The sequence below is a fragment of the Lacticaseibacillus sp. 53-4 genome (assembly GCF_016861805.1).
GTDB lineage: Bacteria > Bacillota > Bacilli > Lactobacillales > Lactobacillaceae > Lacticaseibacillus.
Genome location: NZ_BOLT01000018.1, coordinates 1 through 12,049 on the forward strand (window position 1 = coordinate 1; position 12,049 = coordinate 12,049).

13 protein-coding genes are annotated in these 12,049 nt (G+C 57.2%); 8 read left to right on the top strand and 5 right to left on the bottom strand.

The window, feature by feature from the left end:
* Positions 1–127: 127 nt before the first annotated feature.
* Positions 128–1,126 carry an IS30 family transposase gene (locus JUF21_RS08060; RefSeq protein ID WP_203663909.1) on the bottom strand — a complete coding sequence of 333 codons (999 nt, stop codon included), beginning with the start codon at positions 1,124–1,126 and terminating at the stop codon, positions 128–130.
* A gap of 150 nt (positions 1,127–1,276) precedes the next feature.
* Here JUF21_RS08060 and JUF21_RS08065 point away from each other — a divergent pair, with 150 nt between their 5' ends.
* The 4 genes from JUF21_RS08065 (at position 1,277) to JUF21_RS08080 (ending at position 4,454) form a co-directional block, all read left to right on the top strand.
* The gene (locus JUF21_RS08065; RefSeq protein WP_203623990.1) at positions 1,277–1,765 is read left to right on the top strand and encodes a GNAT family N-acetyltransferase; all 489 of its coding nucleotides are present in this window, start codon (positions 1,277–1,279) and stop codon (positions 1,763–1,765) included.
* Positions 1,766–1,828: 63 nt separating this feature from the next.
* Positions 1,829–2,677 carry a 4-(cytidine 5'-diphospho)-2-C-methyl-D-erythritol kinase gene (gene ispE, locus JUF21_RS08070; RefSeq protein WP_203623991.1) on the top strand — a complete coding sequence of 283 codons (849 nt, stop codon included), beginning with the start codon at positions 1,829–1,831 and terminating at the stop codon, positions 2,675–2,677.
* A gap of 143 nt (positions 2,678–2,820) precedes the next feature.
* On the top strand, positions 2,821–3,699 hold the full coding sequence (locus JUF21_RS08075; protein ID WP_203623992.1) for a cation diffusion facilitator family transporter: 879 nt from the start codon (positions 2,821–2,823) through the stop codon (positions 3,697–3,699).
* 80 nt (positions 3,700–3,779) lie between these two features.
* Positions 3,780–4,454: a Crp/Fnr family transcriptional regulator gene (locus JUF21_RS08080; protein WP_203623993.1), complete on the top strand. Its 675-nt coding sequence runs from the start codon at positions 3,780–3,782 to the stop codon at positions 4,452–4,454.
* A gap of 57 nt (positions 4,455–4,511) precedes the next feature.
* Here JUF21_RS08080 and JUF21_RS08085 read toward each other — a convergent pair whose 3' ends face one another.
* The 3 genes from JUF21_RS08085 to JUF21_RS08095 are packed head-to-tail and all read right to left on the bottom strand — an operon-like array spanning position 4,512 to position 6,483.
* Positions 4,512–5,045 carry an N-acetyltransferase gene (locus tag JUF21_RS08085; RefSeq protein WP_203623994.1) on the bottom strand — a complete coding sequence of 178 codons (534 nt, stop codon included), beginning with the start codon at positions 5,043–5,045 and terminating at the stop codon, positions 4,512–4,514.
* 39 nt (positions 5,046–5,084) lie between these two features.
* Positions 5,085–5,843: an iron export ABC transporter permease subunit FetB gene (fetB, locus tag JUF21_RS08090; protein ID WP_125755920.1), complete on the bottom strand. Its 759-nt coding sequence runs from the start codon at positions 5,841–5,843 to the stop codon at positions 5,085–5,087.
* Positions 5,836–6,483 (bottom strand): ATP-binding cassette domain-containing protein, encoded by a 648-nt coding sequence (locus JUF21_RS08095; protein ID WP_203623995.1) that lies wholly within the window; start codon positions 6,481–6,483, stop codon positions 5,836–5,838. Before JUF21_RS08095 ends, fetB begins: the two co-directional genes overlap by 8 nt.
* Before the next feature lie 216 nt (positions 6,484–6,699).
* On the opposite strand from JUF21_RS08095, the gene purR reads away from it, so the two are divergent.
* From purR to JUF21_RS08115, 4 genes are all read left to right on the top strand, one after another.
* Positions 6,700–7,551, top strand: a complete 852-nt coding sequence (gene purR, locus JUF21_RS08100) for a pur operon repressor (protein ID WP_125755916.1) — start codon at positions 6,700–6,702, stop codon at positions 7,549–7,551.
* A complete protein-coding gene (locus JUF21_RS08105) occupies positions 7,548–8,687 on the top strand; it encodes a VanZ family protein (RefSeq protein ID WP_203623996.1) in 1,140 nt (379 codons plus the stop codon). The genes purR and JUF21_RS08105 overlap by 4 nt, the downstream gene beginning before the upstream one ends.
* Before the next feature lie 157 nt (positions 8,688–8,844).
* Entirely contained in the window at positions 8,845–10,254 is a 1,410-nt protein-coding gene (gene glmU / locus JUF21_RS08110; RefSeq protein WP_203623997.1) for a bifunctional UDP-N-acetylglucosamine diphosphorylase/glucosamine-1-phosphate N-acetyltransferase GlmU, read from the top strand.
* Positions 10,255–10,428: 174 nt separating this feature from the next.
* Positions 10,429–11,397, top strand: a complete 969-nt coding sequence (locus tag JUF21_RS08115) for a ribose-phosphate diphosphokinase (RefSeq protein WP_239061437.1) — start codon at positions 10,429–10,431, stop codon at positions 11,395–11,397.
* Positions 11,398–11,593: 196 nt separating this feature from the next.
* Here the strand turns inward: JUF21_RS08115 and mscL are convergent, their stop codons facing one another.
* The gene (gene mscL, locus JUF21_RS08120) at positions 11,594–11,962 is read right to left on the bottom strand and encodes a large-conductance mechanosensitive channel protein MscL (RefSeq protein WP_203623998.1); all 369 of its coding nucleotides are present in this window, start codon (positions 11,960–11,962) and stop codon (positions 11,594–11,596) included.
* Positions 11,963–12,049: the final 87 nt, after the last annotated feature.

Consider the following 12,049-nt stretch of genomic DNA (forward strand, 5'->3'; position numbering starts at 1 on the left):
TGTGCTCAGACATAAAAATGGTATATAAAAAGGAGTTTCGAGGCAAGATGCCTTTCAACTCCAAATATCGTAGCGCCCATAAAAGCAAACCAGCCGCTGCCTGCGGCTTTTTTGTTACGACGAATTGTCAACTCAAGTGCAACTTTTTACCCATGAAGACTTCTGATGGCGTCTTCCAGCCTAAGACCTTGCGTGGTCGATTATTCAGTTGTTCAATGTAAGTCTCAATTTCCTGGTCGCTCTGAAGGTCTAGGTCTGTGTTCTTGGGAAAGTATTCTCTAATCAGTCCGTTGGTGTTTTCGTTAGTTCCTCGTTGTTGAGGCGCGTGTGGGTCAGGAAAGAATACCTGTGTAGCCAGGCACTCTGCCAGCTCCCTGTACCGGGCAAACTCAGTCCCACGGTCAGGAGTCACTGTTCTTACTCGGTTAGCTGGTAAGGCACCAAGCAGCTCAATCATGACGTCTCTAACAGTGTCAGCTTTTGCGTTGGCCGTTCGCTTCGAAAGCAGATAGCGTGATTTACGGTCAACTAATGTTACTAATGCAGAGTGTCCTGTTTTACCGCGTACTGTATCGCCTTCCCAGTGACCAAACCAGCTGCGATTTTCTGCCGACCGGGGTCGGTCGTGAATTGATGGCACGTCATTGAAGCGCCCCCGGCGTTCATTTATGGTGCCTTTGATTTTGCGCGTCTTGCCTCGGTGTCGAAGCAGCCTTGGTAGCCCGCGAGCACCATGGCTCTTCAATGGGACACCGAGGTTGTCTAGGCAAATGCCTCTGTAGATAGTCGGATAGCTGATACGAATGCGGCTACCCTCTAGCGCTAGACGACCAGCGATTTGTTCAGGCGACCAGTGAAGCGCCGTGATGTATCGAATGACAGCCTCTCGTGTCTCTGGTCGTGCGAGAATCCGAGGACGTCTACTAGCCAGACGAGCCTGCTGGTAACGCTTCTGGGCGTCGGCTGCCGAATAGTCCTGCCAGCCACCGTTACGGGCAATCTCACGACTGATGGTGCTCTTTGAACGTTTTAACCGCCTGGCAATTGTCTCAAGAGTCTCGCCAGTATTGATTCCTAGCAGTATCGATTCGCGGTCCTTTAGGGTAAGATGTGTGTACGGACTCATAGCCGAGTTCTCCTTGTAGTTGGTCTTATGGTGATTCCATCTTACAAGGACTCAGGCTATGAGTCTTTCTATTTGACTAATTTGTTGCACTTGAATTGTAAATCCGTCACGTTCAGTTTTGGGTGATGATTCTGGAAGGAGTTCTTGGCGATGCTAAAATTTCATGCGGCCCACTCGGCTGCAGACCGCGCGGCGGCGCTGACCGTTTACCAAAGCAACCCGGCTTTTTTTACCCAGCTGAAGCAGCAGCAGCCCACAGCGCTCACCGTCCGCGAGGATGCCGAAGCCTATCCGGACGACGTCAGCGAAACCCAGAAGCACTACGGGCTGCTGCTGGTCAACGGTGACCCAATCGGGGTGCTGGACCGGCTGAATGGCTACCCGGAGCCAAGTACGGTGTACATTGGGCTGCTGATGATTCGCAAGGACCGCCAGCGGCAAGGCCTGGGCCGGCGGACGATCGACGGGCTGGCCAAGCAGTTTCGCCGCCAGGGCTACACCAAGCTGCGCGTTGCCGTGGCGGCAGACAATCCCGCAGGGTTGGCCTTTTGGCAGCAAATTGGGTTCACGCCGGTGGGCGAGGGACACGCCGAGGCCGCCGTACCAGTCGTGATTTTGGATCGCGACTTAGCGGACTAACATATGAATTCGGGCGGTAAACCGGTATAATTAGGCAAAACAAGTAGAGACTGGTGGTTGATCATGGAACTGATCCAGAAGGCCCCAGCCAAGATCAATCTCAGTTTAGACGCCCTATTTCAGCATCGTGACGGGGCCCACGAGTGGGAAATGGTGATGACGTCGGTTGATCTTGCTGATTATGTGCGGATAAAACCAAGCCGCACAATCACAGTCGCAACCGATAGCGGATTTCTCCCTGAAGACCCGCGTAATTTGGCGTACCAGGCGGCCTTGGCCCTGCAGCAAGCAGCTGGCGTGCGCCAAGGCGCCGCCATCGAGCTGGAAAAGCATATTCCAGTCGCGGCTGGGCTGGGTGGCGGCTCGTCTGACGCCGCGGCCGTCCTGCGCGGCTTAAACGAGTTGTGGGGGCTGAACTGGCCGTTAGCCCGGCTGGCCCAAGTGGGACTGGCGGTGGACTCTGACGTGCCGTACTGCGTGTACTCGCAAACCGCTTTGGTGCAGGGCCGCGGTGACCAAGTGACCCCGCTGGACCGGCGCCCCGACTGCTGGGTGATTCTGGCCAAGCCAAGCATTTCGGTGTCGACCGCCAGTATTTTACGCGCGATCGACTATGATCAGCCGATGCCGCGTCCGGACACCGCCAAAGTCGTGCGCGGCGTTCAAACCGGCAACTTTGAGCTGATGACGACCGGCATGGCCAACTCGCTGGAGTCGGTGACGGCCGCGCGGCATCCGGAGATTTTAGCCCTTCAGCAGCGCTTTTTGCGCTACGGCGCGGCAGTCGCCCAGATGTCCGGCAGCGGGCCAACCGTGTTTGGCCTGTGCCGCAAGCGCAGCCGGGCGCACCGCATTTATAACAGTATGAAGGGGTTTTGCCGGGAGGTTTACCTGGTAAGGCCGTTGCAGTAGACGTCAACAGGCGTCTTTTTTTATTCGTAACCAGTCCTGATAAACGCCGGTGTGCCGGGGTTTGGTTGACTTTGCTCAGGGGGTAGCCGACAATGAAGCTGACCGGTTGCACCATTTGGACCGCACGCACGGGAGGCATTAGGATGACACAACCGAAACCAAATCACGCGTTTCGCTGGGGAATTTTTCTCAATTCAATTTATATCATCGCCGAGGTCGGCTTTGGCTTGGCCATCGGGTCCATTGCCCTGGTGGCCGACGCCTTGCACAACCTGAGTGATGTGCTGGGTCTGTGCATCGCCTGGTTTGCCAGCTGGCTGACGCTTCTGAAGCCGACGACGCAGCGCACATACGGGTACAAGGGCTCCTCGATTCTGGCGGCTCTGATCAATGCGGTGTTTCTGCTGGTGGCGATGGGGGCCATTATTGTCGAGGCCGTGCAGCGCCTGGCCACACCGGAGCCGACAAAAGGCGCGGTCGTGATGCTGGTGGCCGGCGTCGGAATTGTCATCAACGGCGCGACGGCCATGCTGTTTCATGCCGGCCAGCAGCGCGACTTGAACATTCGCGGTGCCTTCATGCACATGGCGGCCGACGCCGGCGTGTCTTTGGGCGTCGTGGTCGCGGGTGGCCTATACGTGCTGACCGGCTGGGAGTGGCTTGATCCGGCCATGTCGATCCTGGTAGCAGCGTTTGTCCTGATTGGGACCTGGGGGCTGCTCAAGGACGCCTTGAACCTCGCGATGGCCGCCGTCCCCAAAGCAATCGACCCAGACAAAGTGCGGGCGCTGATCAATGCCTATCCCACGGTGGCGGGCTGTCATGACCTGCACATCTGGGCGCTGAGCACGACAGATGTGGCGCTGACGGTGCACATCACGCGCAAAACGGATGTCAACAACGATCAGTTCCTTGAAGAGCTTGGCCACAAGCTGCGGCACACGTTTGACATTGCCCACGTCACGATTCAGGTCGAGTACGGCGACTACCTGCCGCTTCAAGCCGGGGACAACCCGTACTGAGCCGCCAACTTGACGCAGATCAAGTTATACCTGCGCGGATCCTGGTATGCTGGGTTCAGGTAGCAAAGGGGGAATTCGTCATGCATCAGCATGAAGCAGAGGATTGTGTGCGGCTTGTGCCGATTTTTCAAACGCTCAGCGATGCCGACATCACGGCAATCGCCAGATTGGTTCGCGACCAGACGCTGAAGGCCGGCGACTTTCTGTTCACTGAAGGCACACTGGCCGATCGCCTTTACATTCTGGCGCACGGCCAGGCCAAGGTCACGCAAAGCACCGCTGCCGGCCGCGAGCAGCTGCTGCGGGTGCTGGGTCCCGGCGATTTCGACGGGGAAGGGGTGCTGTTCACCAAAGGCGAGCACACGACTACCGCCACAGCCCTGACCAAGTTATCAGTCTGCACCATCAGCCAGCACGACTTTCAGGCACTGCTCAAAAACACCCCGGCGCTGGCGCTGAACGTGCTTAATGCGCTGGGACGGCGGGTGGTTGCTTTGGAAGCTAAGACCACGGCGCAGGCGGTGGCCAGCGTCTCCGAGCGGCTCGCCAACTACCTGGTGGAAACTGCCGGCGCCATCGGCAGGGAGAGCTTTGACCTGCCCCTGAAGAAAAAGGACCTCGCACAGTACCTGGGCACCACGCCGGAAACCATCAGCCGCAAGCTGGCGAGTTTTGAAGCCGCCGGGCTGATCCGGCAAAGTGGACGCCAGCACATCGAGGTGCTGGACGAAGACGGACTGGCATTACAGGACTGACACATAAAAAACCGGCAGCAACACGTTTTGGCGTGTCGCTGCCGGTTTTGGTGTGGCCTAAAAGTCGCGGTAATAGTAAATGTCTGTGTCGCCTTCCTGGGTGGTGAAGCGGTAGTCGTTGGTGTTGAGCCCGCCGATGTGAAACCCGGCCGCCAGGTAGAAGCGGTTAGCCCCGAGGTTTGAGCCCTGCGCGATTGTGCACAGGCCGCGCTTGTGGTGCGCTTTAGCCAAAGGCTCAGCCGCGTTCAGCAGCTTTGCGGCAATGCGTTGGCGGCGAAAGGGCGGGTCTACCTTGAGATCGGCCAAGTACAGATAGCGATTGAAGTGAAAGTCATATTCAAAGGTCGCAAGTGCCACGCAGCGGCTGCCTTCAAATGCGCCCAAGGCAAAACCTGCCGCGTCGATGGCGCTCAGCTGGTAATTTTCTTCGGGAAAGATTTGCTCAAACGTCTGGTCGCTGAGCTGCTCCTGGTGGTGCCAGCCCGTTTCGGTGCGGGTGACGAGCAGCGTGCCGAACCGTTTGAACGGCTGGTTGGGCAGACGCAGAGCCGCCTCGTTTACTTGCGTGATGCGTTTAATTTCGATCGCCATGAGTTACCTTCTTCCGCTTAAAATGGGTACCTGCCTAGTTTACCGCAGTTGCAGGTCCTCGTTGAAAAATTGCGGGTAGGCGCGGTAGCAGGCGATGACGCTGGCCAGACTGGTGGCGGCCAGCAGCATGAACGTGACCATAATCTGGTACATGATGGCCTTACTGGGATCGATGCCGGCAAAAATCAGGCCGGACATCATGCCTGGCAGGCTGACCAGCCCGACCGTTTTGGCCGAGTCAATCGTCGGGGCCATGCCAGTCTTGATCGCGTTGCGCACGATGTCAAGCGTTGCCAGCTTGGCGTCGGCACCCAGGGCCAGCCGCTCCAGCACTGCCTGACGCTGGTCGTGAAAGGACGCGTTGAGGTTGCGGTAGCACAGGCCGATGGCCACCATGGCGTTAGAGGCGATCATCCCGGAAATTGGGACGATCTGGCTCGGGGTGAACTTTACCGCATGGGCCAGGACCAGCAGGGCAATCGTGGTGATGGTGGCCACGCTGATGGCGAGCAGTGAGATGGCGAACGCGTGGGGAATGCCGTTGGCGCGGCCACGGGCGTTCCAGGCGGCATTCAGGATGATGATGACCACCATCAGCAGGGTGAGCGCCGGCCGGTCAACCTTGATGATGTAGGTTAAAACGTACCCGACCACGGTAAGCTGGATGACGGCGCGAATGACGCCGATGATCATGTCTTTTTCCAGGCCGATGTGTTCTTTGAAGTTGAGCAGCAAGGCGATGATGACCAGGATCACCGCAAAGGCCAGGGCGGTGGGACTAACAATCAGATTATTCATGTTCGGCCTCCATTCTGCCGGCGGTGATTGTGATTAGACGGTGGGCGACAGCAATCTCGCTTTCGTCATGTGTGACGGCCAGTACGCTGACGCCTTGGTGCAGATTTTTATCCTCGATCAGCTGGTGAACAATGTCCTTGGTCGCCGTGTCCAGCCCGGTCGTCACCTCGTCGAGCAAGATCACATCCGGCGTGAACAGCAGGTTGCGGATCAGGGCCACGCGCTGCTTCTCGCCGCCGGACAGTTCCTTGATCGGCTTGTCTAACATGCTGGCAGACAGGTCGACCTGCTTTAGCGCGGCGGTCGCCTTTTCCGGATCAAACGGTTGGTCGCGCAGCGTGAAGGGAAAGGCCAGATTGTCGCGCACCGAATCGCCGAACAGGCTCGGCTGCTGGAAGCAGTACGAGACCTGGCGCCGGTAGTCCACCTTGGCGTAGTCGCTTTGCGGCTTGTCGTGATACAAAATGGTGCCAGTGGTCGGCGTCAGCAAGGTGGCAATCAGGCGCAGCAGCGTGCTTTTACCAGACCCCGAGGGGCCGGAGAAGGTGACGTATTCCCCCTCCGCCACGGTGAAGCTGACATCGCTCAAAATGGGGCGCCCCCCGGTTTCGAAGCCCACATGATCCAAAGAAAATAGCAAGACCTCACGTCCTTTCTATACAATAATCATTCTAATCTAACGGCGGGAAAATTGCATCAAATTACCTGAACTGAACGCAAAAATTTGAATTAGGCGAACGTTCGGAAGTTTTTTCTAATAATGCTAGGAATTTTGGCTGAAATCCCATATAATATTGAGGATTGGTACCAAATTCGGTGCGATAATCCAAATATTCGGAGTTTAAGGAGATTACTCATGACAAAAGTTCGGCGTAGTGACCGGTTGATCGACATGACCCGGTATCTGTTGGAGCGGCCCCACACCCTGGTGCCGCTGACTTACTTTTCCAAGCGTTACGATTCCGCGAAGTCTTCGATTTCCGAGGACCTGGCAATCGTGCGGCGCGTGTTTGCAAACCGCCAAACCGGGATACTCGAAACCGTGCCAGGGGCGGCCGGCGGGGTCCGGTTCATTCCGACTATCGGTGAGGCAGAAGCAGAGGCATTCATCACTGAGATGTCGCACCGGCTTTCCGAAACCGACCGCCTGCTGCCAGGCGGCTACGTTTACCTGTCCGACCTGCTGGGCACGCCGGACGTGCTGCGCCAGATTGGCCGGCTGATTGCGACGCAGTACCTGGACGCGAAGGTCGACGCGGTGATGACGGTGGCCACCAAGGGCATCCCGATCGCGCAAAGCGTCAGCCAGTACCTTGACGTGCCATTTGTGATCGTTCGCCGCGACAGCAAGATCACTGAAGGCTCGACCGTGTCGGTCAACTATGTCTCGGCCAGTTCGGCGCGCATTGAAAAAATGGAGTTGTCTAAACGCAGCCTGCCAGCCGGCTCGCGGGTGCTGATTGTCGACGACTTCATGAAGGGCGGCGGCACGGTTAACGGCATGCGCAGCCTGATCAAGGAATTTGACGCAGAGCTGGTTGGCATCTCCGTGTTCGCCGAGGGCAACTTCTCTGGCGACCGGATGGTGACGGACTACACCAGCCTGATCCGCGTAGATGAAGTCGACACGAAGGCCAACACGCTGCACGCCATCGCGGGCAACTACCTCGCGCAAAATCAAGACCGCCTGCACGCACTGAAAAAATGAGTGCTTACCTGATTCCCATTAAAAGTGCGGTGATTGCTTTTCCCTTCATCGCACTTTTTGTGTCGTTGCCATTCATGGTGGGCCAGTATCGGAAGTACGGCAGTTTCCTGTTCTGGCGGGCAGTGGTGCTGTACAGTTTCGTGTTCTACCTGCTTTCGGCCTACTTCATGATTATGCTGCCGCTCCCCAGCCGCGCTAGCGTGGCGGCGCTGACGACACCGAAATACAACCTTGTGCCACTAACGGCTTTGCGGACTTTTTTCGCGACGACAGTATTTTCACCGCTCCACCCGGGGACCTGGCTGGCGGCGCTCAGGCAGCCGGGCTTCATTCAACCGGCGTTCAACTTGGTTTTGACGCTGCCGTTTGGCGTGTACCTGCGTTACTATTTCAAGCGCAGCCTGAAGCAAGTACTGGTGATGACGTTTGGCCTCAGCCTGTTTTTCGAGCTGACGCAACTGTCCGGGCTGTATGGCATTTACCCGCGGCCCTACCGGCTGTTTGACGTGGACGATTTGATCATCAATACGACCGGCGGGGTGCTGGGCGCCCTGATCGCGCCGGCGCTCATGCGGGCGTTTCCGACGCGTGAGGAAATGGACCGCAAAAGTTATGCGCAAGGCGGCCGGGTCACCTGGCTGCGGCGGTTTGTCGCTTTCATCATCGATAACGTGGTCGGCGTGGGCCTGGTCAGCCTGGTGTTGACGCTGCTGACGCGACTGTTTAGCCTCAACAGCAGCTTGCTGACGGTTTTGATCAACGCGGTGTTTGCGCCGCTGGTCGTGTTTGTCCTCGGGCCTTTGCTGTCAGGCGGGGCAACGTTGGGCAAGCGGCTGGTGCGCATTCGTATTGTGCGAGAAGACGGCCGCCCTGTGGGCTTTTGGCGCCTGCTTTACCGCGAATTTCTGCTTTACGGCTTTGCTAAGTATGTGGCGATCGGCCTGAACACGGTGTTTGTGGACTTGTTTTCCAAGTTTCACCGCACCGACCTTAACTGGACGCTTTTTGTGCTTTTGGGCGCAGCATTCCTCTTCCTGCTTGCCAACTTCTTGTGGGAAGTGATCACCCGGGACAATCATTACTTCTACGATGTTTGGGCCAAGACTAAGCAGGTCAGCACCACCGTCCACCAGTGATGGTTGTCCCCCGGGCGAGTCGACACTGCGTCACACAAACGGGCCAATCGGCGGTGTAAACGCCGGTGTCAAGCGGTCTATTCCGCTGAGAAAATTTGCGGTAAAAGGCCGCCTGGGCTATGCTTGAGGCAACTTGAATTGAGATAGGAGCATGAACATGACGAAGAAATTCACTCTCATTTTGGCGGCCGGCAAGGGCACCCGAATGAAGTCGAAGCTCTACAAAGTGTTGCATGAGGTCTGCGGCAAGCCGATGGTCGACCACGTGCTGACCGAGGTGGAAAAGACGCACCCGGACCAGGTTGTGACCATTGTCGGCCACGGCGCCGATGCCGTCGAGCAGGCGCTGGGCCAGCGCACCAAGTACGTCGTCCAGGAGCAGCAGCTTGGCACGGGTCACGCGGTGCTGCAAGCGGAGCCGCTGATTGGTAAGGAAAGCGGCATGACGCTGATTGTCTCCGGCGACACGCCACTGTTTACGGCTGAGACGTTCGAGCAGCTGTTTGAATATCACCAGGACAAGGGTGCAACGGCGACCATTTTAACCGCGCAGGCTCCGGATCCGTTCGGCTACGGCCGGATCATTCGCAGCGACATCGGCACGGTACAGAAAATCGTCGAGCAAAAAGATGCGACGGCCGAAGAGGCCCGCGTGGATGAGATCAACACCGGCGTTTACGTCTTTGACAACCACGAGCTGTTTGAGGCGCTGCACCAGGTCAAAAACGACAACGCGCAGGGCGAGTATTACCTGCCCGACGTGATCCAGATCATGAAGGCCAAGGGTGACGTGATCGCGGCTTACCGGATGCCTGATTTTTCCGAGTCGATGGGGGTCAACGATCGTGTGGCGCTGGCGGCTGCGACCAAGGTGATGCAGGCCCGCATCAACAAGCAGCACATGCAAAACGGGGTGACGCTGATCGATCCTTCGACGACTTACATCGACGCCGACGTTGAGATCGGGCCGGACACCGTCATCGAACCCGGTGTTTCGCTCAAGGGCCACACCAAGATCGGCGCCGACTGTAAGATCGGTACGCACTCTGAGCTAATCGACGCGACCCTGGAAGACGGGGTCACCGTCACCAGCTCGACGATTGAGGATTCGATCATGCGCAAGGGCTCAAACATCGGGCCAAACTCGCACCTGCGCCCGCAGTCGGACATTGGCGAAGCCGTCCACATCGGCAATTTTGTTGAAGTGAAAAAGGCCACGATCGGGCCGCGGACCAAGGTCGGCCACCTGACTTACGTTGGCGATGCCACCCTGGGGTCAGACATCAATGTCGGCTGCGGGGTCGTGTTCGTGAACTACGACGGCGTGAAAAAGTGGCATACCAATGTTGGCAGTCACGCCTTCATCGGTTCAAACTCGAACATTGTGGCGCCGGTCAAGATCGCGGACCACAGTTTCATCGCCGCGGGGTCGACCATCACCGATGATGTGCCGTATCACGCGATGGGCATCGCGCGGGCCCGCCAGACCAACAAGGCGGACTTTTGGGACCGCTCGGCACTGGCCAAAGATGGCGAGTGGAACGCCGACGATTCGCATACTAAGTGAAAATAATGATGAAAACCAGCGGGCTTGAGCTGAAAGTCGGCTGGTTTTGTTTGGTTAAAATCTGATGACACTGACCCGCGACACCATCCTTAACCAGAATGTTCTGGTATAATCGGCTTGTAAAGTATGTGTCGGTGGCTGTTATGTCGTCATGTCAATCTGATGGAGGAAAACATGTCTTACTCTGATCCAAAGTTGAAGATTTTTGCCCTGAACTCGAACAAACCCCTGGCGGAGAAAATTGCCGCTGAAGTGGGCGTCGAACTCGGGAAGTCGTCGGTGACGCGGTTCTCCGACGGGGAGATCCAGATCAACATTGAGGAAAGTATTCGCGGGGATGATATTTACCTGATCCAGTCCACCTCCGCGCCGGTCAACGACAATCTGATGGAACTGCTCATCATGATCGACGCCCTGCGCCGCGCTTCCGCTCACACGATCAGCGTTGTCATTCCTTACTACGGCTACGCACGGCAGGATCGCAAGGCCCGCTCGCGTGAACCCATCACCGCCAAGCTGGTGGCGAACATGCTCGAACGCGCCGGGGCCACGCGCGTTTTGGCACTGGATATGCACGCCGCCCAAATTCAAGGGTTCTTCGACATTCCAGTCGATCACCTGATGGGGGCGCCGCTTTTGGCGGATTACTTCATCCGCAATGGTTACACCAACGCCGACACGGTTGTTGTGTCACCAGACCACGGCGGTGTGACTCGGGCCCGCAAGCTGGCAGAGTTTCTGAAGGCGCCAATCGCCATCATCGATAAGCGCCGCCCACGGCCAAACGTGGCCGAGGTCATGAACATCGTTGGCCATGTTAAGGGCAAGCGGTGCATCATCATTGACGACATGATCGATACTGCCGGCACCATCACGCTGGCCGCGCAGGCGCTCAAAGACGCCGGTGCCATCGAGGTCCAGGTGGCGGCGACCCACGCCGTCTTCTCCGGCCCGGCCATTGAGCGGCTGCAAAACAGCGCCATTGAGCGCGTGGTTGTCACCGACTCGATCAACCTGCCTGATGCCAAGAAGATCGACAAGTTGACGATTGTTTCCGTCGGCCCGCTCATCGGCCGCGCCATCACGCGCATCCAAGAAAACAAGCCGGTTTCGCCATTGTTTGAAAACCGGTTCACCAAGTAAAGCAAGTTTTAAGGCGCCACGCAAAAGAGGCTGAGACAAAATTGCCTAGTCGCGTTCCATAAAGCGACGCCCAAGCGCACAAACGCCCCTGCACCGCGATTCTAAAAACGAGTCGTGGTGCAGGGGCGTTTGTGCTTTGGGCTAAAACCGCTTTATGTCTCAGCCTCTTTTTTGACGTGCAGTAAGTGGCCCTGGGTTAGTTTTGCTGCTTGGCCAACAGGTCGCGGATCTGCGTCAGCAGTTCCTCTTGGGTTGGTCCAGCCGGTGCTGCCGCTTTTTTTGGCAACAGGCGGTTGGCCGTCCGCACAATCAGGAACACGATGAAGGCGACGATCAGAAAGTTCAGGACATCGTTGATGAACTGCCCGTAAGTGAAGGTCGCACCGGCTACGGTAACGCTGAGCTTGGCCAGGCTCGAGCTCTTTAGGAACAGGCCAATCAGCGGGTTGATCAGGTTCTTGGTCAAACTGGTGACGACCGCGGTGAACGCACCGCCGATAATGACACCGACCGCCATGTCCAGCACGTTGCCGCGCATGATGAAGGCCTTAAATTCTTTGAGCACTGAGATTCCCCCTTATTCTCATTTGATTTCATTGTAGCAAAATGCCCGTGTTTCGGCCGGTCAAATCTGCCGATGATGGAGGTCGGA

Excerpts from the sequence above, each read along its gene's own strand:
- glmU (WP_203623997.1), top strand. The coding sequence starts at position 8,845 with ATGACGAAGAAATTCACTCTCATTTTGGCGGCCGGCAAGGGCACCCGA.
- JUF21_RS08105 (WP_203623996.1), top strand. The coding sequence starts at position 7,548 with ATGAGTGCTTACCTGATTCCCATTAAAAGTGCGGTGATTGCTTTTCCC.
- fetB (WP_125755920.1), bottom strand. The coding sequence starts at position 5,843 with ATGAATAATCTGATTGTTAGTCCCACCGCCCTGGCCTTTGCGGTGATC.
- JUF21_RS08085 (WP_203623994.1), bottom strand. The coding sequence starts at position 5,045 with ATGGCGATCGAAATTAAACGCATCACGCAAGTAAACGAGGCGGCTCTG.
- JUF21_RS08060 (WP_203663909.1), bottom strand. The coding sequence starts at position 1,126 with ATGAGTCCGTACACACATCTTACCCTAAAGGACCGCGAATCGATACTG.
- JUF21_RS08065 (WP_203623990.1), top strand. The coding sequence starts at position 1,277 with ATGCTAAAATTTCATGCGGCCCACTCGGCTGCAGACCGCGCGGCGGCG.
- purR (WP_125755916.1), top strand. The coding sequence starts at position 6,700 with ATGACAAAAGTTCGGCGTAGTGACCGGTTGATCGACATGACCCGGTAT.
- JUF21_RS08115 (WP_239061437.1), top strand. The coding sequence starts at position 10,429 with ATGTCTTACTCTGATCCAAAGTTGAAGATTTTTGCCCTGAACTCGAAC.
- ispE (WP_203623991.1), top strand. The coding sequence starts at position 1,829 with ATGGAACTGATCCAGAAGGCCCCAGCCAAGATCAATCTCAGTTTAGAC.
- JUF21_RS08075 (WP_203623992.1), top strand. The coding sequence starts at position 2,821 with ATGACACAACCGAAACCAAATCACGCGTTTCGCTGGGGAATTTTTCTC.
- JUF21_RS08080 (WP_203623993.1), top strand. The coding sequence starts at position 3,780 with ATGCATCAGCATGAAGCAGAGGATTGTGTGCGGCTTGTGCCGATTTTT.